Here is a 19,718-nt window from a genome sequence, read left to right as displayed (position 1 = left end):
CACAATGCACTCGTAGCTCAGCTGGATAGAGTACTCGGCTACGAACCGAGCGGTCACAGGTTCGAATCCTGTCGAGTGCACCATTTCAAGGTTGGTTGCAGTAACGTAGTCATACGGCGCTGTGATTGACTGGCTTCAACCAGAGGTGATCTGGTCTAAAAACACCAATGCACTCGTAGCTCAGCTGGATAGAGTACTCGGCTACGAACCGAGCGGTCACAGGTTCGAATCCTGTCGAGTGCACCATACACCAAAAAGCCCACATCATTTGATGTGGGCTTTTTGCTTTCTACCGTTTGCCTTTTACACAGCCGTTGGCGTCGAACGTCACCGTGTTGCTGCGTCCCTTCTTCTGTTTGTACTGGTAACTCAATTGCCCGTTGCGATTGACGATCTTGTCGGGACGTCCCAGCAGGCTTTCCACATCCCTGACCGTCATGCCCGGTGGCGTGCGCTGATTGATGATCGCCTGTCGCCGCTGTTCCGGACTCAGGCGGTTGCCGCATCCGTCATCGCGTTGCCCTACCACGACCAATGCCCGTTCCGGCGTTCGTTGGCGGCGTGGTGGTGGTGTCGGCATTGGCGCCGGCGTGACACTGCCCGGCGACGGGTTGTAGACCTCAAGCGTTTGACTGCTCTGGCTCGCCGGACAGCCCAGGGTGGTGAAGCTGACGTTGCCGGCGCCGTCCTCACAGCGTTGAACGGAATTGGCGGCGGCGAAAGCGGGAAGGGTGATCAGGGCGCAGCACAGCGACAATCGTGTGGCAATTCGCATTCTTCAGTCCTCCATGACCTGCGATGCGCAAGCCTAACGCCGGGGTTTCGCCCGGACCAGCGTGTTTTCTTCGCTGAATGTGACGTCGTACTCCCGACACTTGGCAAAACATTCAGGTTTGCGCCGCAAACGCCTGTTCCTGGCAGCATTTTCTCAGGTGCGCTGCGCACAAAGCGGTGTATGATTGCGCCCGTCAGCCCCGCCGGGGCTTGTGGAATACCTCCATGGACTTACCCAGTAGTTACTCAATCGTACGTTTCAACAATCATGAATTAACTGATTGATCTCCCCGGCGTGCTCCGCTGCTGGGAGTGGAGTTCGCCTATGACCGAAAGAGATGTGAAGAAGACGCAGGAAAGTTTGCAGGATCGCCTTGCTCAAGTTATCGAGCTCCTGCAGCGCCAGCGTATCGTTGAAGGCCTGACGCATCGTCAGGAAGGCCAGCACCAGGATCGCGTCGAAAACCTGGTGCATCGCCAGAATCTGGTCGAGCTGCAACGCAAGCTCGACGATCTCCATTCCGCAGACGTTGCCTATATTCTCGAAGCCTTGCCCCTGGAAGACCGCCTGACGGTCTGGCAGTTGGTCAAGGCCGAGCGCGACGGCGACATCCTGCTTGAAGTGTCCGACTCGGTTCGCGAAACGCTGATTGCCGACATGGACGATCACGAGCTGCTGGCGGCCGCTCGTGAGATGGACGCCGACGAACTGGCTGACCTGGCGCCGGAGCTGCCGCGCGACGTCGTTCATGAGTTGATGGAAGCGCTGGACGTGCAGCAGCGCGAGCGCGTGCGTTCGGCGCTTTCCTATGATGAGGATCAGGTCGGCGCCCTCATGGACTTCGAGATGGTGACCATCCGTGAGGATGTCAGCCTGGAAGTGGTGTTGCGCTACCTGCGTCGGCTCAAGGAGCTGCCGGGGCACACCGACAAACTGTTCGTGGTCGACTACGAAGGCGTGCTCAAGGGCGTGCTGCCGATCAAGCGTCTGCTGGTCAACGACCCTGAGAAACAGGTCGGTGAGGTCATGGCCAACGACCCGGTCACTTTCCACCCCGAAGACAACGCCTACGACGCGGCCCAGGCCTTCGAGCGCTATGACTTGATCTCCACGCCGGTCGTGGACAAGAGCGGCAAGCTGATCGGCCGCCTGACCATCGATGAAATGGTTGACCTGATTCGTGAGGAGAGCGAAAGCGAAGTCCTCAACATGGCGGGTCTGCGCGAGGAGGAAGACATCTTCGCCTCGGTATGGCGCTCGCTGCGTAACCGCTGGGCGTGGCTGGCGGTCAACCTGGTCACCGCGTTCCTGGCGTCCCGCGTGATCGGCCTGTTCGAAGGGTCCATCGAGAAGCTGGTGGCCCTGGCGGCGCTGATGCCGATCGTGGCCGGCATCGGTGGCAACTCCGGCAACCAGACGATCACCATGATCGTTCGCGCCATGGCGCTGGATCAGGTCAACACCGGCAATACCTCGCGCCTGCTGCGCAAGGAGTTGGGGGTAGGTCTGATCAACGGCGTGGTCTGGGGCGGCGTGATCGGTGTCGTGGCGTACATGCTCTACGGCAGCTGGTCCCTGGGCGTGGTCATGACCGCGGCCATGACGCTCAACCTGCTGCTGGCGGCCTTGATGGGGGTGATCATTCCCATGACGCTGGTGCGACTTGGCCGCGATCCAGCCATGGGAGCCAGTGTGATGATTACTGCCATGACCGATAGTGGAGGCTTCTTTATCTTTCTGGGGCTGGCCACCATCTTCCTGCTCTAACGTCGAGCATAAAAAACACCGCCTTAGACGGCGGTTTTTTTATGCCTGAAAAATAGTCTAGCGATATTTCCTACAACTAAGGTCGACCAACCCTACAACAAAAAAAGGCCAGCTAAGCGCTGGCCTTCGGGACATCGGTTGTTGCTCAGGACTCTTCTGAAGCGAGTTCCGTGTCATGAGCGATCAGCGACACCAGCGCATTCTGCTGGCGATGGGACAGTTGGCGGAAGCGCTGCAGCAACTCGCGTTCGTGCAAAGACAGCTCAGGACTGTCAAGGCGCAGGCTTGGCTCATCGCCAAGGGCTCCTTCCTGAATCAAGCTCTGTTCGAGGCGAGCAATGATTTCCGAGTTCATGCTGCGGTGGTGATTCTTGGCTACCTCTTGCACGCGATTACGCATGCCGTCTGGTAGGCGAACAACGAACTTGTCAGCCGTGCGGCTGGAATAAGTAGCCTGTTTCATAGGGCTCATATATTTAACCGGTTAGTTCAGGGGAAGCGGTTCTAGCAAGTGGCCGCAAGATTGTCACAGTCTGACACTCCTTTTGGACAAATGTTCAACCGATTTATGAAGAGGGTCGGCATCATGACCCATTCCGTCGAATCCTTGGCGTCAAATCTGTGACAAATATTGACGCAGATAAAGGCGTTTAGCCAGCACCAATTATCAGAATTGCGAGCGGTTTTGCAAAGCTGGGGTTTTCCGCTCAATCGGGCGCAGGAACGACCACCTGACTGCTTTTTGCCATGATGGCTATCTGTCGTCAGCGTAGATGGTTATTCGCGCAAATACGAATGGCGCCGACGGACGTACGACCGGGCGGCAGCGTGGGCTACAGGCGAGGCTGGATCAGCGGGAAAAGGGGCAGGGTTGAAACAAAACCTGGTCGCTGAGAAGGTACTGCAAGCCTTCCCGACCAACTGGTGTGAATACGAGCGACTCAGCGCAGAACCGGGTCGAACTTGAAGCGACGGCCAATGAAGAGTGCAGCAACGAACAGACTGGCGAAAACGCCGGCAGCGATTTTCAACACGCTACTGAAGGCCTGCGCAGGTTCGGGAAGCAGAAGATCAGCGGCAACAGCCATCAGTGCCAGGATCAGGAATGACAAAGCGGATTTTGACATGGCGTCTCTCTCTCGAAGGGCTATGGCTAGGTGGCGTGACGGTTAGAAAACCCAGCGCTGTTCGCTGCGAGGAACCTGCAGGGTTTCTTCCGCGTCGTTGGTCAGCATAGCCGCATTGACGCGCTTGTCAGTCATGACGGCCAGCTGAGGTGGCTGGCTGACAGCATGGTGCGGTTGCAGGCGTGGCGCACTTGCCTGGGTATCGAGTCCGGAGTCCTGGAAATGAAAGGCGATCAGTGCCACCAGTGCGGCTGCATTCAACGCTGTCAGAGTCATGTTCATTTTCCAGTACCTTGTCCGAACTGAATGGAAGGTGAGTATTCGTCTGTGGGATAGTGCACTCTGCATGCCAATATTTTTGCATTAAAAAATCCTTTAAATTCAATGAGTTATACGTTCATCTAGCGTGCATTGCATTGCGTTTTGCAATGATGGCTTTTTGGGGGGTTGCATTTTGCATGATGGGTCTGGCGCGGGCGCTTCAGGCCGGCATCCGGACTACAGGCCGCAGGGGCAATGACGACATGACAAAAGCCTGTCAGATCGTTAACATGCACGCCGTTCTCGCTGGCGCCTTCGGCGCGCTGGCGCAGGCTTCTGCAATGGAAATGTCTCAGTAGCTCAATTGGATAGAGCATCCCCCTCCTAAGGGGAAGGTTGGCAGTTCGAACCTGCCCTGGGACACCATCTCCACGGTCATCGTCGGCACTCGGCGATACCCATGCGGCACCTTTTGCAACGCCCGCCAAAACCAGCCGTCGCCTTGCCGGCCATTGCTCGCCAACTTCCCGCATGCCCTCAGGTCACGATAGAAAGCCCTCTGTCGAGATACTTCCCATGATCCTTCGTGCCTGGCCGTTGCTTCTCCTGTTACCCGCCACATTTATCGCGTTGTCCGGTTGCGTGACGCGACCGCTGAGCGTCGACGATCGCGCAAAACTTGCCGGCAAGACGTTCATCGTCACCGGGGCGTCCAGTGGCATTGGGCGTGGGGTGGCACTGGAGCTGGGGCGCGGCGGTGCCAATGTGGTGGTTGTGGCGCGCCGTGAGCGGGCGCTGCAAAGCGTGGCCCAGGAAGTGCGTGCGCTGGGCGGTCAGGCGCTGGTGGTGGCCGCCGACGTCACCGACACCGGGCAGATGCTCCAGCTGGCGCAGCAGACCGTCAGCCGCTTCGGCCGGATCGACGGCTGGATCAACAGTGCCGGCGTGGTCGCGGTCGGACGCTTTGAAGACGTTCCACTGCAGGATCACCAGCGGATTCTCGACGTCAATCTCAAGGGTGTCATGACCAACAGTTACCTGGCCATCCGCCAGTTCCGCGCCCAGGGCGCAGGCGTGCTGATCAACGTCGCCTCGGTAGACGGCGTGGTACCGCACAGCTACCACGCCTCGTATTCGGCCTCCAAGGCCGGGGTCATCAGCCTCGGGCGCGTGCTCAACGAAGAATTGAACCTGGCGCGCCTCGACGACATCCATGTGGTGACCGTTCTGCCATGGGCCGTGGACACGCCGCTGTGGGATCACGCCGGTAACTACACCGGTCGCGTGGCCCAGCTGCCGACGATGGATGGTCCGGAAAAAGTGGTGAATGCGATTGTCCGGGCTACGCTGGACCCGGAGGACGAAATCAAGGTCGGCTACAAGGCCAAGATGGCGTACTGGTCGTACCGTCTGGCTCCTGACCTTACGGCGCGCTTTTCCGCTCACGCCATCGAAGCGGCGGAAGTCGAGATCAATCCTGAGGCGCCACGTACTCCGGGCAATCTGTATCAGCCGGTGGAAAAAGGCCAGGGCGTATCCGGGGGTATCCGCGAACGCATGAAAGACGAGACCGCACCGGCACGCAGATCCTCAATCCCCTGAGCAAATGGAGAGCCGAAATGATCGATGAAGCGAAGATTCGCGAAAAAGCATATGAATTGTGGGAGCAGGCCGGTGGTCAGGAGGGGTCGCCTGAAACCTACTGGCATCGGGCGCGCTCATTGCTGGAAGCCGAACAGGGCGGGGCCTCGGGCGTCGATACTCGCGATGAACAATCGGATGATCTGGAAAGTGGCGCCGATCAATCAGGGGGCGGTACTTCGGCTGATGAATCGCAGGAAACTTCTGCAAGCTGAGTCGGTGATCGGGTGGTGCTCATGGCAGGCTTGAAGTTGCACTGACAACAGCGCTGACCGCTCTGAACCGGCCAGTCGTCTACCGGGCTGACACCGCCTGTCGGTTCGTTCCCGTTCGTCCAGGCTCGGTGCTTGTTGCGTAAACTTACCGCCCAGAGCGGGTCATATACGTTACTCACCCTTCGTGAGTAAGCAAACAACTTGAGAGGAAGAGAATCATGGCTAACACCGGAAACTCCAATCCTGGAAACTTTGCCAATGACCGCAAGAAAGCCTCGGAAGCGGGCCGCAAGGGTGGTCAGGCATCAGGAGGCAATTTTGCGAACGACCGGGAGAAAGCTTCAGAAGCAGGCAAGAAAGGCGGGCAAAGCAGCCACGGCAAACGTAGCTGAGTTCGACCTGTAACGAGCGCCTGCAACATCCTCTTCCGGCGCTCGCCGGTTTACCCAGACCGGTCCCGCCCGGGTCGGTCTGGCATGAGCGGGGTCGCGCGCCATTCAACGGGTCGGCAGCAACAAGTGTGAACTTTACTCAGCGGTTTTATTCCCATTGTTCATAACCTCCCGCACTTGACGCGTCGCGGCGATCAGCGAGCGGCGGGGTGGGGGTCTTCGAACAGGGAACCGTCCATGAACGCATCTGCTGAAAAGCCAAACAATTCCCTGCGCCGAGCGGTGACCGGGCCGATGTTGTTTCTGTTCATTCTGGGTGATGTGCTCGGGGCGGGTGTCTACGCGCTAGCCGGTACCATTGCCGGCGAAGTGGGCGGAGCGATCTGGGTGCCGCTGCTGATCGCCTTGTTTTTCGCCATGCTCACCGCAGGCTCCTATGCCGAGCTGGTCACCAAGTATCCGCATGCCGGGGCCGCTGCCGTGTTTGCCGGCAAGGCGTTCAACTCGCCGCTGATTTCATTCCTGGTCGGCTTTTGCATGCTTGCCGCCGGCGTGACCAGTGCCGCGGGGTTGTCACTGGCGTTTGCCGGCGATTATCTGGCCACGTTCGTCGATATTGCACCGCATCTGGCGGCCCTGGCGTTTCTCCTGGTGATCGGCCTGCTCAACGCGCGGGGCATCAAGGAGTCCCTCGGCGCGAATCTGGTGATGACCACCATCGAATTGTCCGGGCTGCTGCTGGTGATCCTGGCAGCGGTCTGGTTCTTCGGTTCCGGCGCCGCCGAGCCGGCGCGCGCCCTTGAGTTCAAGCCTGGCGTCAGCCCGATGCTGGCGGTGCTTGGCGCGGCGCTGATCGCCTTCTACTCCTTCGTGGGATTCGAGACTTCCGCCAACCTCGCCGAGGAAATCCGTGATGTGCGCAAGGTTTACCCGCGTGCGCTGTTCGGCGCACTGCTGGTAGCCGGCATTATCTATATGGCGGTGGGCATCGCTGCGGCCTCGGTGTTGCCGGTTGACGCTCTGGTCGCCTCCAGCGCGCCGCTGCTGGAAGTGGTCCGCGCTTCCGGCCTGGGCATCCCGCCTCGGCTGTTTGCGTTCATTGCTCTGATCGCCGTGGCCAACGGCGCCTTGCTGACCATGATCATGGCCAGCCGACTCACCTACGGCATGGCGCGCAACGGCTTGCTGCCGGAGGTATTCGGCAGGGTACTGGCCGGGCGTCGCACGCCCTGGGTGGCAATCGTCAGCACCACACTGGTGGCCATCGCCTTGACCTTGACCGGCACACTCGCGGTGCTGGCCGAGACCGTGGTTCTGTTGCTGCTGTTCGTGTTCATCAGCACCAATCTGGCCGTGCTGGTACTGCGCCGCGATCACGTCGAGGAGAAGCACTTCCGGGTTTCCACCTGGGTGCCGGTGCTGGCGATCATTTCCTGCCTGATTCTGCTCAGCCAGCAGAGTCTGGAGACCTGGCTGCGCGCCGGGGCTCTGATGGTGGTGGGTGTGGTGTTGTATGGCGGTACACGGCTTGCAAAACCGGTTGCCGCGCTGGATGGCTGACGGGATGCGGCCATTGCGGCCGAGTGACGAACGCTGCGCGGCGAGTCGGACCGGCGCCGACTCGCGCACAAACCGGATTACTGACCGTCGGTCGCTTTCAACGTGCGAAGTTGCAGATCGGCAGGGCTCTTCTGCTTCCACACCGGCCAGTATTCGACCCGTTTGGATTCCACGTCAGCCTTGTGCTGCTGGAACCAGGTCAACGATTTCGGCGAGTTGGTGACCAGCTGGGTATCGCTGATCCAGTCCTTGAAATCGCTCGATTGCAGGCTGTATTCGGCTTTCGGATCGCGGGATACCGGCCAGAGCGAGAACCGTGCCTTCCACATGCCCATGCGCGGGGTGACCAGCGCGTAATACGTCTTGCCGGCCACCAGGTCCGCTTCTAGGAAATCGGCGGCTTCGGACACGACCATGAATACACGATGGCCTGGGGCAACCGGGTAGGCGATTTTGGTGGCATTGGACAGGATACCGACGAAACGGGTCTGGCCGTCGGTCACGTCATACAGCGAAGCGTCAATGGCCTTGCCGGTGAAGGCGCTGCGCATGAAGACGACCTGCGCCTGGTCGGTCGGGCTGGGCTGGACCACCGGGTTATCGACCGGCTGCATCAGTGAAGAACAACCCGTCAGCAACAATGTGCCCACCAGGGTCAAAAGGCAGGAAATACGCATCTACAGCTCCTTGTTCATTTAAGTCCCGGCCCGACAGGCGTCGGGCCAGAAGCTGTATCGGCGCAAACCGGTACGTCTTGAACATTAAGCTGCAGCACGGGTGGTGGGCTGCGCCAGCAGGGTGGCTCCCTGTACAGGAGTCAGCTTGCTGGCGAAGGATGTGCAGGCAAAAGATCGGTTACGGGTGGACTGTCCTCATCAGCCCTTGCTGTGGTCCGGCGAGGTCGGTGCCTGCGCCACGCCGCGTGGGCCGCTGATGCCCCAGATCACCGCGCCCACCACCGGCAGGGCCAGTATCAGCACCGCCCAGCCGGTCTTGGTGCCGACCGGTTTGGTCGAACGCCAGACGCTGTTGATCAGGAAGGCGTCTAGCGCCAGGATGATGATCGCCGTCGCGATCCAGAACCAGTTTGAAGCCTCCATCAGACACCTCCGCTCGCATCAGACTGCTGGAATGCCGCCACCGATCGGGTCGGTCACCGGCAATGGAATGGCGCTGCTGCCTGGGGTGAGAATCACCTTGCGGCAGTCCTCCTCTTTCTTGTCGAACAGCTTGTAGCCGGTCACCGCGTCTTCCAGCGAGAGGCGATGGGTGATGATCGCTTCAGGCTCCAGGCGACCGGTTTCAATGTGCTCCAACAGCTCGGGCAAATAGCGCTGCACGTGAGTCTGGCCCATTTTGAAAGTCAGGCCCTTGTCGAATGCGTCGCCGAACATGAAGCCGTGGATAAACCCGGCATACACGCCCGGCACGCTGACCACGCCGCCGCGTCGAACTGCCGCGATGCACTGGCGCAACGCCTTGCCGCTGCTGCCTTCGAGCTTAAGGGTCGCCAGGATGGTTTCCGTGGTACTGCCCTTGGCCTCGAAACCCACCGCATCGACCACGCCATCCACACCGCGCATGCCCGGGGTCTGGCGGATGATGGTGTCGGCTGGATCGTCGTCTTCATCGAAGTTGATCGGAATTACCCCATAGGTGCGCTGGGCATACGCCAGGCGGTATGGGTGGTGATCGACCATGAAAATCCGCTCCGCGCCGAGCATTCTGGCGCAGGCGGCGCTCAGCAGGCCGACCGGCCCGGCCCCGTAGATGGCGATGCTTGAACCCTTGCCGATCCCGGTGTTGTTCACCGCTTGCCACGCGGTCGGCAGAATGTCGGACAGAAACAGCACTTTCTCGTCCGCCAGGGTGCCTGGCACCTTGAACGGGCCGACATTGGCCTTGGGCACCCGCACATATTCGGCCTGGCCCCCTGGAACGCCGCCATACAGGTGGCTGAAGCCGAACAGCGCCGCTCCCGGTGGAATCGACTTCTTGTTGATGATCGCGCCGCGCCCGGTGTTGGTGGTTTCACAGGCGGCAAACAGGTCGGCCTGGCAGAAGAAGCAACTGCCGCAGGCAATCACGAACGGAATGACCACCCGATCACCAGGCTTGACGGCGGTCACCGCTGAACCGGCTTCCTCGACGACGCCCATGAATTCATGGCCGAAAATATCGCCGTGCTCCACGGTAGGAATCTTGCCTCGGTAGAGGTGCAGGTCCGAACCGCAAATGGCGGTGGCAGTCACCCGCAGGATGATGTCATCCGCTTCCTGAATAGTCGGATCCGGCACGGTATCGACTTTAACGTTATGCGCGCCGTGATAGGTCAATGCTCTCATGATGACTCCTCAGCTCTGCCAGGTTTTCTGGCCTGTCATCAGATGAACGACGCAGATGCCGTAGGTTCAGCGCATTTTCTCGCCGGTTGACTAACGGTCCCGAAAACGGCCCCGTGGCTGTTCGTCGGGTTCCGCCTGGCCGGGCTGAACCGTCGCCGTGGGGCCAAGTCGATCCAGAACCGGGTGGGAATCAAGGTCGTCCGCCCGGTCAAACCGGATCGGCAGCAGCCGAAAAGAGGTTTTCCATGAACAAGACATCACGCAAGACAACGATAGAAGACCTGTTCATCCATGAGCTTTCCGATATCTACAGCGCGGAAAAGCAGATCACCAAGGCGTTGCCGAAACTGGCACGCGCTTCCACCAACCCTGCGCTCGCCGAAGCCTTTGAATCGCACCTGGAGGAAACCTTCGGGCAGATCCAGCGGATCGATCAACTGGTCGAGCAATCGGAGCTGAAACTGAAGCGGCGCATGAAGTGCATCGCGATGGAAGGTCTGATCGAAGAGAGCAAGGAACTGCTCGATGAAATTGAAAAAGGCCCTGTGCTGGACGCCGGGCTGATCGCCGCCTGCCAGAAGGTCGAGCACTATGAAATTGCCGGCTACGGCACGCTGATCGCCATGGCGCGGCATCTGGGCATGGACGACGCGGCGGACTTGTTGGGTGAAACCCTGGCGGAAGAAAAGGCCGCCGACGAGAAACTCACCGCGATTGCCGAGCAGGGCGGCAATCAGGCCGCGACCCTGCTCGACGAGGAAGACGAGCAATAACCCGAAGGTCGAGCACCGGCCCGCTGCAACGGCGGGTTGATGCTCGCTGGGCTCAGCTTCTGAACGCCGTCATGTCGTGCAGCAACATCCCCATCAAGCGATTGGCGCCGACACTGAGCTGGCGGCCCAGGCGGCTGATCAGGTGTGTCTGCGGGCTGCTGAACACTTGATTCTGCAACGGCAACGCCAACAGTTTACCGGCCTTGATTTCTTCCTCGACCACGAACGTCGGCAGCAGGGTAATGCCGCCTTGCATGGCGAAGTGCTTGAGCATGGCGAAAGTGCTGCAGGTCAGCACCGGTCGTACCGAAACGCCCAGTTGATGTTCTGCTTCCAGGAGAATCTGGCGGATACCGTAGGACACCGCCGGCAACGCCAGTTGATAGCGATCCAGGCTCTCGAGTTCGACGGGGCCCGGCTCCTGTGCCAGCGGATGATTCGGGGCGGTGATGACGCACACCGGTTGGCGCTGATGGGCGTGAGAGCGGATCTTCGGGTCTGCCGCCGGGTTGAATACCAGGCCGATATGCGCTTCATCCTCCACCACTTGGCGGATCACTTCGTTGCTGCCGCAGACGTTCACGGTCAGCTCGATCCTGGGGTACAGCGCGGAAAACCGGGCCAGCGGCTGGGCGAGGCTTTCCAGGAAGCCTTCGCCGGACACCAGTGTCACCGAACCGCTGTGCAAGCCGCGCAGCGCCTGGATCGAATCGAGCAGGTCTTCTTGCTGAGTCAGACGCTGGCGGTAATAGCCCAGGACCTTGTCGCCGGCTTCGGTGGGCTTCACGCCGCGCCGATGGCGCTCCAGCAGCGGTGAGCCCAGCTCCTGCTCCAGTTGCGCGATCTGCCGGCTGACGGCCGAAGGCGCAACGTTCAGAAAATCCGCCGCAGCGCGCACGCTGCCCAGGCGCACTGCCTCGTAGAAATACAGAATTCGACGATCTTGAACCAGGCTCATGGGCTTCCTGTGTTGCGATAAAGGCAACGGAAATTCGATTTCGAGATTATTGCTGAGCGGCTAGAGCGCTGTCCATACTCGGAGCAACAGCCATTGGCCGGCGTGCCATAGACCTCCGAGCGGGAAATGACAGACATGACGTTGAAAGTAGGTGTGATCGGGTTGGGCAACATGGGCGGCGGGATGGCCGCGACGTTGGCGAGCAAGGGCTTTGATGTCAGCGGCTTCGACCTCTCCGAAGCGGCGCTGACGCAGGCGCAGGCCAAGGGCGTCAAGCCGGTGGCTGATCGCGCGCAGCTGATCCAGAACGTCGACGTCCTGATCCTGTCGCTGCCCAAGGCCGAACACGTCGAAGCGGTCTGCCTGGACGAAGGCGGTATCAGCGATTTGGGCCGTAAGGGCCTGATCGTCGTCGACACCACCACCTCCACGCCGGAAATGAGTCGTCAGGTCGCGGCCCAACTGCTCAAGACCGGCGTCGCGTTCATCGACGCACCGGTTTCCGGCGGCCCGAAAGGCGCGGCCACCGGCACCATGTCCATGGTGATCGGTGCCGAAGACGCCGACCTGGCTCGCGTCATGCCAATCCTTGAAGGCATGAGCGGGACCCGCGTACATGTCGGCCGTTGCGGTGCCGGCAATGTCGCCAAGATCGCCAACAACATGCTCGCCGCCTGCCACCTGATCAGCACTGCCGAAGCCGTCGCCATGGCCGCCAAGGCCGGTGTCGATCCGGAAAAACTGCTGCAAGGCCTTAACGCCGGTTCCGGCCGCAGCGGCGCCACTCAAGTGATGTTTCCGACCTGGGTACTGAACAAAGCCTACGATTCGGGCTTCACCATGGGCTTGATGCGCAAGGACGTCGGCCTGGCCAGCGACCTGGCGGACAGCCTCGACATGGACCTGCCGCTGTCGCGTGTCGTCGCCCAATTGTGGAAAGCCAGCAGCGAAACCCTGGCGGATAACCAAGACTTCTGCGCAATCGTGCAGCGTACCGATGCCAAACTGTTTGGCCGTGGAGAATAAGCGATGAGCACCGCAAACCTGCTGGAACTGATGCGTCCTTATTGGGGTGACCGCAGCGTGGTCGCCAGTTATGTCGGCGGCGAGTTCGTCGAAGGTCACGGCGCGCCGGTGCAAGTGCGCAACGCCCATGACGACAGCCTGCAACTGAGCTATCCCGACGCGGACGACTCGCTGGTCGAGCTGGCCGACAAGGCCGCCAAGGCTGCGCAGACGCAATGGTGGGCGCTCACCGCCCAGGCTCGCGGCCGCGCCATGTATCAAGTCGGCAACCTGGTTCGTGAAGAGCTGGAAAACCTGGCGCAGATCGAATCCCTGACCGCCAACAAGCCGATCCGCGATGCGCGGGTGGAAGTGCTCAAGGTCGCCGAGATGTTCGAGTACTACGCCGGTTGGGCGGACAAGCTGCACGGCGAAGTCATTCCCGTGCCTACCAGCCATCTCAACTACGTGACCTACGAACCGCTGGGCACTGTGTTGCAGATCACCCCGTGGAACGCGCCGATCTTCACCTGCGGCTGGCAGATCGCTCCGGCCATCGCCGCCGGCAACGCGGTGATCATCAAGCCTTCGGAACTGACCGCGCTCAGTTCGCTGGTGGTGGGCGTGCTGGTCGAGCGTGCCGGTGTGCCGAAAGGCCTGGTCAACGTGGTGGCCGGCTTCGGGCATAGCATTGGCCAGGCGTTTATCGCCAAGGCCGATATACGCAAAGTGGTGTTTGTCGGTTCGCCGGCAACAGGCCGTCACATCGCGGTCGCAGCGGCACAACGCTGCATTCCGGCAGTGCTGGAGCTGGGCGGCAAGTCGGCCAACATCGTGTTTGAAGACGCGGACCTGGAAGTCGCCCTGCGCGGCGCTCAGGCTGCGATCTTCTCCGGTGCCGGGCAGAGCTGCGTATCCGGTTCGCGCCTGCTGGTGCAGGAATCGATCTTCGAGAAATTCACCAAGGCGCTGGCCGTTGCCGCCACGCAATTCAAGGTCGGCGACCCGAGCGATCCGGAAACCCAGATCGGCCCGATCAACAACGCCAAGCAGTACAACCATGTGAAAGCCATGGTCGAAGGCGCGTTGAAGGATGGCGCCAAACTGGTAGGCGACAACGCCGACCCAATCCCGAACAAGCCTGGCTACTACGTCAACCCCACCGTGCTGGCCGGTAACAACGCTTTGTACTGTGCCCAGGAAGAAATCTTCGGCCCGGTGGTGGTCGCGATTCCGTTCAAGGACGAAGAAGACGCGATCCGCATCGCCAACGACAGTCGCTTCGGCCTGGCCGGTGGCGTGTGGACCCGTGATGTCGGCCGCGCTCATCGCGTTGCCAGACAAGTGCGTGCCGGAACCTTCTGGATCAACGGTTATAAAACCATCCACGTCAGCTCGCCATTTGGCGGTTACGGCGAGAGCGGCTATGGTCGTTCTTCGGGCCTGGACGCGCTGCGCGAATACAGCGAAGTGAAAAGCGTCTGGGTGGAAACCGCCGCCAAGCCGGCTGCCAGCTTCGGTTATGGCGCGAGCCTGGAGTGATCGACATGACGATTTCGCGAACACTGATCGAAGACGCCACGCTCTGGCGCCGTACCCTGCACGCGGCGCCGGAGCTGGGTTTCCAGGAGCAGCAGACCTCCGACAAGGTCGCCAGCCTGCTGCACAGCTTCGGCATCGAGGTCCATCGCGGCCTCGGTGGCACCGGCGTGGTGGGTACATTGCGCACCGGCGATGGCCCGACCATCGGCATTCGTGCCGACATGGACGCGCTGCCGATTCAGGAATTGGGCGACAGCCCGCACAAATCGGCACACAAAGGCTGCATGCATGCCTGCGGCCATGACGGCCACACCGCGATTCTGCTGGCGACCGCCAGGCATCTGGCCGAGACACGACGCTTTCGCGGCACCGTGCATTTCGTCTTCCAGCCGGCCGAGGAAAATCTCGGCGGCGCACAGCGGATGATCGAGGACGGGCTGTTCGAGCGGTTCCCGATGGAAGCCATCTACGGTCTGCACAACTGGCCGGGCGTCCCGGCCGGGCAGGTGGTGATCAATCCGGGGCCGATGATGGCTTCGCTGGACACCTTTGAAATCACCCTGACCGGCAAAGGCAGCCACGCCGCCATGCCGGACCGTGGCTTCGATCCGATCGTGGCTGGTGCCGAACTGGTGCTGGGTCTACAGACCATCGTTTCCCGGCGCCTGTCGCCGCTGGACTCAGCGGTGGTCAGCGTCACGCAGTTCAATGCCGGCGAAGCCATCAACGTGCTGCCGGAAACCGCCGTGTTGCGCGGCACCGTGCGCTGCCTGCAAACGCCAGTGCGCGCCAAGGTTCAGCAGTTGATCGGCGAGTTCGTCGAGCGTCTGCCGACGGCGTTCGGCGTGCGTGGCGAGCTGGTCTACAACGTGGGTTATCCGGTGACGGAAAACCACGTCGAAGCGGCCGGCACCATCCGCCGCGCTGCGGTGGCGGCGGTGGGCGAAGCCAACGTGCAATGGGGCTGCAACCCGTCCATGGCCTCTGAAGACTTCGCCTTCATGCTGCATGCGTGTCCGGGTGCTTACATCTGGATGGGCGTCGACGGCGAAAAACCATCGGCCGCGCTGCACAACCCGTACTACGACTTCAACGACCAGGTGATCGAACCGGGTGTTGCGGTGTGGACGTCGTTGGTGGAGCAGTGTTTGCCGGTGGGCTAAGCATCCACTCTCCGTGGGAGGCAGCGTGCTGGCGACAGGGCCGGCATGCTTGAAATCTAAATGCCGAGGGTCGCGAGCAAGCTCCCTCCCACAGGTCCGGCGTCAATGCTGATTCTGCTTTACCGCCTTCGCCAGCAAGCTGGCGATCTGGCGCAAAGCGGCTGTCCGGCGGGTCAACATTCGATGAATTTGACCGCCAGCCCGCCTCGCGAGGTTTCCTTGTATTTGTCATGCATATCCGCGCCGGTGTCGCGCATGGTGCGGATGGCGTGGTCCAGGGAGATGAAGTGCTCGCCGTCGCCACGCAAGGCCATCTGTGCTGCGTTGATCGCCTTCACCGCCGCAATCGCATTGCGCTCGATGCACGGCACCTGAACCAGGCCGCCTACCGGGTCGCAGGTCAGTCCGAGGTTATGCTCCAGACCGATCTCTGCTGCGTTTTCAACCTGTTCGGGCGTCGCGCCGAGGATTTCCGCCAGGCCCGCCGCCGCCATGGCGCAGGCCGATCCCACTTCACCTTGGCAACCGACTTCCGCACCGGAAATCGAAGCGTTCTTCTTGCACAGAATGCCTACTGCCGCCGCGCTCAGGAAGAACCGCACCACGTCGTCGTCATTGGCGGCAGGGTTGAACTTCATGAAGTAATGCAGCACCGCCGGCACGATGCCCGCCGCGCCATTGGTAGGCGCCGTGACCATGCGGCCGCCGGCGGCATTTTCTTCGTTGACCGCCAGGGCAAACAGGTTGACCCATTCCATGGCGCTCAATGTCGAGCCGATCACGTTGGGGTTATCAAGGTTCTGCAAACTCTGGTGCAAACGATAGGCGCGGCGACGCACGTTCAACCCGCCCGGCAGAATCCCGGTCTCGGTCAGGCCCTTGGCGACACAGGCGCGCATGGCTTCCCAGATGACCAGGATCTTCTCGCGGATTTCCTCTTCGCTGCGCCAGGCCTTTTCGTTGGCCATCATCAGGTCGGAGATGCTCAAGCCGTGGGTCTTGCACAGCCGCAGCAACTGGGCGCCGCTGGAGAAATCGTAAGGCAGGACGGTATCGTCGTTATCCAGCACGCCGCTGGCCGCCTGGGCCGCGTCGATCACGAAACCGCCGCCGACCGAATAGTAGGTCTGCTCATGAATCTCACCGGACTGACCATAAGCGCACAAGGTCATGCCATTGGGGTGATAGGGCAGGCTTTCGTCCAGCAGACACATGTCCCGGTCCCAGACAAAATTGATCTCGTGCTCGCCACCCAACATCAGCTTGCCGTCGGCCAGCAGCGCGTCGATGCGCGGGTTCACTTGCGCCGGGTCGATGCGGTCCGGCCATTCGCCCATCAGGCCCATCACCGTGGCGCGGTCGCTGCCGTGGCCGATGCCGGTGGCTGAAAGAGAACCGTACAATCGCACCTCGATCCGTTCTACGCTACGCAGCCGGTCATGGTCGCGCAGCTCGGTTACAAACAGCACGCCGGCGCGCATCGGGCCGACGGTGTGGGAACTGGACGGCCCGATGCCGATTTTGAACATGTCGAAGACGCTGATGGCCATCACGGAGGTCCTTCAAATGAGATGATGCAGGGGAGCTGTAACTCCTTCTTTCTGGCCTTCATATTTGGCTCGCGTCATGCAAACGACAAACGATTGTTCCTATGCAACGCTTTAGCGGAACTCCTCAATGAGCAGAATCTTCAACGCACAGATGCACGCCTGGCTTCAGGTGTTCGCTTGCGCGGCCCGGCATTTGTCCTTCACCCGTTGTGCCGAAGAGCTGCACGTCACCCCCGGCGCCATCAGCCAGCAGATGCGCCAGCTTGAAGAGCGCCTGGGGTTCGCGCTGTTCCATCGGGTCGGGCGCGGGCTGGAACTGACTGCCGAAGGGCAGCGCCTGGCGTTCGTCGCCAACGAAGTGCAGAGCCGCATCAGCGATGAACTGCGCCTGTTGTATTCAGGCAGGATCGGCGGCGTGTTCAAGCTGCGCTGCATTCCTTCGTTCCTCAGCAAATGGCTGATGCCGCGGCTGCCGCGTCTGCAGGAAGCGTTTCCGGATATCCAGCTGCGCATCATCGCCGAAGACAGCAGCGGCTCGTTGCGCGATGACGATTTCGACCTGGCCATCGACCTGAACGACGGTAGCTATCCAGGCCTGATGACCACGTCCTTGCTGGAAGAAGAGTTGTTCCCGGTGTGTTCCCCGCGTTTACTGGAAGGCCGGCCGCCGCTGGATGCGCCGAGCCAACTGGTGCATTTCCCGTTGTTGCACGACATCACCGCGTGGCGCGGCAGTTATGAATACGCCGAGTGGGAGTTCTACCTGACGGCCATCGGTGCTGACGGGATCGACGTACGGCGCGGCCATACCTTCAACCGCAATCACCTGACCATCGAGGCGGCACGAATGGGCATGGGCGTGGCGATTGCCCGCAAGGCGCTGATTACCGATGAGCTGGAGCAGGGCTCGCTGATCGTGCCGTTCGGCTACCCGATCAAGGCCAAGAAGAAATACGTGCTGGCGTACCGCGAAGGCGCACTGAGCACGCCTTCGCGGCGTGCCGTGCATGACTGGCTGGTGATGATGGCGCAAGAGGGTTTGTAGAGGTTGTAGGTTTTTTGTGGGAGGGAGCTTGCTCGCGACTAGCGGTTTATCAGTCACGCATGAGGTGCCTGATTCACCGCTGTCGCCGGCAAGCTGCCTCCCACAGTCAGAGCTCGCCGAACTCAGTGAAACGCCTCGGCAATCAGCACCGCGCCAATGAACGTACCCAGGTTGGCCAGGAACGACACCAGCACGATGCGCCAGCCCAGTCGGCGGAAGGCCGGGAGGTCTTTGGCCACCGACAGACCGGCGAAGGCCAGCATCGGCGTGATCACCGCCAGCATGTTGATCGAATTGGACAGTCGGGTGATTTCCGCGGCCCATGGGCAGGCGGGCGAGGTGAGGAACATCGCCACCAGCGACACCATGCACACCGCCGGGATCTTGCGACGCAGCAGGGTGCACAGGGCTTCACCGGCGAATGCGCAGAAGATCATGATCGCCATGCCGGTGAAGGCATCGGCGGATAACGTCTTGTAGCCCACATAATTGGCGATCAGCGCCAGCGCACCCGCTGCAATCCAGGCACTGACTTTCCCGGCCCAGCCCAGCTCGGGCACATCAAGTGAGACATCCTTGTGGCTGATTTCTTCGGTGCCGATGGAGGCCTTGGTGGTGCGGCCAATCAGCGGTTCCAGTACCCGGTAACCCCAGACCGCCAATGGCAGCGAGATAAACAAGGTGAAGTAGGTGCCGATGGTGGTGGTGATCAGGTTCGACGCAGCGGCCAGGGTCATGACTTCCTTGGCGACTTCTGGCGTCTGCTGCGCGGCGATGGCACCCGCGGCGGCAGCCATCATGCTGCCTGAACCAATCCCCGAGCCCATCGCCAGCGAGTTGGGATGAAAGATACCCAGGCTGGTGATGAAACCGGCAACGATGGCGATGAACAGCGCGCCGAACAGTGTGCCGGTCAGGTACTCCGCCAAGACGCCGCGACCTTCAGGGGAATCCATGCCGTAGCGTTCGCCGATGATCGCCAGGCTTGGCTCGCGACCGACCGAAAACGTGGCGCCGATGGCTTCGCGCTTGATGCCCAGCATCAGCGCAACCGGCAGACCGAGGATCACGGTGCCGACGAAGTGACCGAACTCCTGGAACATCAAGGCCCAGCCGGAGGCGAACACCACCGGCAGCGAACCGCCGACCACCAGGCCGAGTTTGGCGATGAACACCAGCAGCGCCGGTTGCAGAATGGACGCCGAACGCAGTTGCGTACGATGGTCGATGCCGATGGCGCCGGGCAGGCGTTTGCTGGCGATGCCGATCATCGCGCCCAGCAGCAGTGCCCAGACCATGGGCAACAGCACGACTTTGCCGGGGCCGAGCGGAATGCTGATGGCGCCGATCGTTTCGGCGAGGATCAGAATGACCGCCGCCCAGATATACAGTTTCACGGTCGAAGAGACCGCCCGTGTATCGCCTGCGACGGTAGCGGGTGAGTAGTGCATGTTGATCCCCTTGCCTGCTGAATGACCTTGCGGCCGTTCGTTCGTTGTTGTGTTTTTCAGGTGAGCGCGGTTAAGCACTCAGGGCAGTACGGAAGTTTTAAGCGTGGCTGTTTTTATAGTGAGGGGAATGCTTCGCCAGGGCTGCTTC

At 61.0% G+C, this 19,718-nt stretch carries 20 protein-coding genes and 3 tRNA genes; 13 read left to right on the top strand and 10 right to left on the bottom strand.

Translation table 11 applies throughout. The annotated features are described in order from the left end of the window. Positions 1-6: 6 nt before the first annotated feature. Positions 7-83 (top strand) — tRNA-Arg (locus EGJ27_RS12525). A gap of 86 nt (positions 84-169) precedes the next feature. Next, positions 170-246 (top strand) — tRNA-Arg (locus EGJ27_RS12520). 43 nt (positions 247-289) lie between these two features. Here EGJ27_RS12520 and EGJ27_RS12515 read toward each other — a convergent pair. Next, positions 290-775: a cell envelope protein SmpA gene (locus tag EGJ27_RS12515; RefSeq protein WP_125831053.1), complete on the bottom strand. Its 486-nt coding sequence runs from the start codon at positions 773-775 to the stop codon at positions 290-292. Positions 776-1,099: 324 nt separating this feature from the next. Here EGJ27_RS12515 and mgtE point away from each other — a divergent pair, with 324 nt between their 5' ends. Beyond that, positions 1,100-2,542, top strand: a complete 1,443-nt coding sequence (gene mgtE, locus EGJ27_RS12510; RefSeq protein WP_125831052.1) for a magnesium transporter — start codon at positions 1,100-1,102, stop codon at positions 2,540-2,542. 145 nt (positions 2,543-2,687) lie between these two features. Here mgtE and EGJ27_RS12505 read toward each other — a convergent pair whose 3' ends face one another. The 3 genes from EGJ27_RS12505 to EGJ27_RS12495 all read right to left on the bottom strand — a co-directional run bounded on the left by EGJ27_RS12505 (position 2,688) and on the right by EGJ27_RS12495 (position 3,951). Beyond that, the gene (locus EGJ27_RS12505; protein WP_002554423.1) at positions 2,688-3,014 is read right to left on the bottom strand and encodes an Arc family DNA-binding protein; all 327 of its coding nucleotides are present in this window, start codon (positions 3,012-3,014) and stop codon (positions 2,688-2,690) included. A 469-nt stretch (positions 3,015-3,483) separates the two neighbouring features. After that, complete coding sequence (locus tag EGJ27_RS12500) at positions 3,484-3,669, bottom strand: PA3371 family protein (protein ID WP_125831051.1); 186 nt, start codon at positions 3,667-3,669, stop codon at positions 3,484-3,486. 42 nt (positions 3,670-3,711) lie between these two features. Next, the gene (locus EGJ27_RS12495; protein ID WP_125831050.1) at positions 3,712-3,951 is read right to left on the bottom strand and encodes a hypothetical protein; all 240 of its coding nucleotides are present in this window, start codon (positions 3,949-3,951) and stop codon (positions 3,712-3,714) included. Between the two features lie 328 nt (positions 3,952-4,279). Between EGJ27_RS12495 and EGJ27_RS12490 the strand changes: the two genes are divergently transcribed. From EGJ27_RS12490 to EGJ27_RS12470, 5 genes are all read left to right on the top strand, one after another. Further along, a tRNA-Arg gene (locus EGJ27_RS12490) sits at positions 4,280-4,356 on the top strand. Between the two features lie 150 nt (positions 4,357-4,506). Then, entirely contained in the window at positions 4,507-5,532 is a 1,026-nt protein-coding gene (locus tag EGJ27_RS12485) for an SDR family oxidoreductase (RefSeq protein ID WP_125831049.1), read from the top strand. 17 nt (positions 5,533-5,549) lie between these two features. Beyond that, positions 5,550-5,786, top strand: coding sequence for a DUF2934 domain-containing protein (locus EGJ27_RS12480; protein WP_125831048.1), 237 nt, complete (start codon positions 5,550-5,552; stop codon positions 5,784-5,786). Positions 5,787-6,004: 218 nt separating this feature from the next. Continuing rightward, positions 6,005-6,178, top strand: coding sequence for a general stress protein (locus tag EGJ27_RS12475; protein ID WP_125831047.1), 174 nt, complete (start codon positions 6,005-6,007; stop codon positions 6,176-6,178). A gap of 237 nt (positions 6,179-6,415) precedes the next feature. Beyond that, positions 6,416-7,738, top strand: coding sequence for an APC family permease (locus tag EGJ27_RS12470; protein WP_125831046.1), 1,323 nt, complete (start codon positions 6,416-6,418; stop codon positions 7,736-7,738). Positions 7,739-7,815: 77 nt separating this feature from the next. On the opposite strand, the gene EGJ27_RS12465 is transcribed toward EGJ27_RS12470, so the two are convergent. The 3 genes from EGJ27_RS12465 to EGJ27_RS12455 all read right to left on the bottom strand — a co-directional run bounded on the left by EGJ27_RS12465 (position 7,816) and on the right by EGJ27_RS12455 (position 10,083). Next, positions 7,816-8,415 (bottom strand): hypothetical protein, encoded by a 600-nt coding sequence (locus EGJ27_RS12465; RefSeq protein ID WP_125831045.1) that lies wholly within the window; start codon positions 8,413-8,415, stop codon positions 7,816-7,818. A 198-nt stretch (positions 8,416-8,613) separates the two neighbouring features. Further along, positions 8,614-8,838, bottom strand: coding sequence for a PLD nuclease N-terminal domain-containing protein (locus tag EGJ27_RS12460; RefSeq protein ID WP_125831044.1), 225 nt, complete (start codon positions 8,836-8,838; stop codon positions 8,614-8,616). 18 nt (positions 8,839-8,856) lie between these two features. Further along, positions 8,857-10,083, bottom strand: a complete 1,227-nt coding sequence (locus EGJ27_RS12455; RefSeq protein WP_125831043.1) for a zinc-dependent alcohol dehydrogenase — start codon at positions 10,081-10,083, stop codon at positions 8,857-8,859. 245 nt (positions 10,084-10,328) lie between these two features. Here EGJ27_RS12455 and EGJ27_RS12450 point away from each other — a divergent pair, with 245 nt between their 5' ends. Continuing rightward, the gene (locus tag EGJ27_RS12450; RefSeq protein WP_125831042.1) at positions 10,329-10,856 is read left to right on the top strand and encodes a ferritin-like domain-containing protein; all 528 of its coding nucleotides are present in this window, start codon (positions 10,329-10,331) and stop codon (positions 10,854-10,856) included. A gap of 52 nt (positions 10,857-10,908) precedes the next feature. Here EGJ27_RS12450 and EGJ27_RS12445 read toward each other — a convergent pair whose 3' ends face one another. Then, positions 10,909-11,814, bottom strand: coding sequence for a LysR family transcriptional regulator (locus EGJ27_RS12445; protein ID WP_125831041.1), 906 nt, complete (start codon positions 11,812-11,814; stop codon positions 10,909-10,911). Between the two features lie 135 nt (positions 11,815-11,949). Here EGJ27_RS12445 and EGJ27_RS12440 point away from each other — a divergent pair, with 135 nt between their 5' ends. The 3 genes from EGJ27_RS12440 to EGJ27_RS12430 are packed head-to-tail and all read left to right on the top strand — an operon-like array spanning position 11,950 to position 15,524. Next, positions 11,950-12,840: an NAD(P)-dependent oxidoreductase gene (locus EGJ27_RS12440; protein ID WP_125831040.1), complete on the top strand. Its 891-nt coding sequence runs from the start codon at positions 11,950-11,952 to the stop codon at positions 12,838-12,840. A gap of 3 nt (positions 12,841-12,843) precedes the next feature. Then, positions 12,844-14,361: an aldehyde dehydrogenase family protein gene (locus EGJ27_RS12435; RefSeq protein WP_125831039.1), complete on the top strand. Its 1,518-nt coding sequence runs from the start codon at positions 12,844-12,846 to the stop codon at positions 14,359-14,361. Between the two features lie 5 nt (positions 14,362-14,366). Then, complete coding sequence (locus EGJ27_RS12430; RefSeq protein ID WP_125831038.1) at positions 14,367-15,524, top strand: M20 aminoacylase family protein; 1,158 nt, start codon at positions 14,367-14,369, stop codon at positions 15,522-15,524. A 173-nt stretch (positions 15,525-15,697) separates the two neighbouring features. Here EGJ27_RS12430 and EGJ27_RS12425 read toward each other — a convergent pair whose 3' ends face one another. After that, the gene (locus EGJ27_RS12425; RefSeq protein ID WP_125831037.1) at positions 15,698-17,074 is read right to left on the bottom strand and encodes an L-serine ammonia-lyase; all 1,377 of its coding nucleotides are present in this window, start codon (positions 17,072-17,074) and stop codon (positions 15,698-15,700) included. A 127-nt stretch (positions 17,075-17,201) separates the two neighbouring features. Here EGJ27_RS12425 and EGJ27_RS12420 point away from each other — a divergent pair, with 127 nt between their 5' ends. Continuing rightward, complete coding sequence (locus tag EGJ27_RS12420) at positions 17,202-18,119, top strand: LysR substrate-binding domain-containing protein (RefSeq protein ID WP_125831036.1); 918 nt, start codon at positions 17,202-17,204, stop codon at positions 18,117-18,119. A 122-nt stretch (positions 18,120-18,241) separates the two neighbouring features. On the opposite strand, the gene EGJ27_RS12415 is transcribed toward EGJ27_RS12420, so the two are convergent. Next, entirely contained in the window at positions 18,242-19,570 is a 1,329-nt protein-coding gene (locus tag EGJ27_RS12415) for a DUF3100 domain-containing protein (protein WP_125831035.1), read from the bottom strand. Positions 19,571-19,718: the final 148 nt, after the last annotated feature.

The sequence above is a fragment of the Pseudomonas sp. v388 genome, assembly GCF_003935425.1.
Taxonomy (GTDB): Bacteria; Pseudomonadota; Gammaproteobacteria; order Pseudomonadales; family Pseudomonadaceae; genus Aquipseudomonas.
This window is presented reverse-complemented; position numbering and strand designations above follow the sequence as displayed.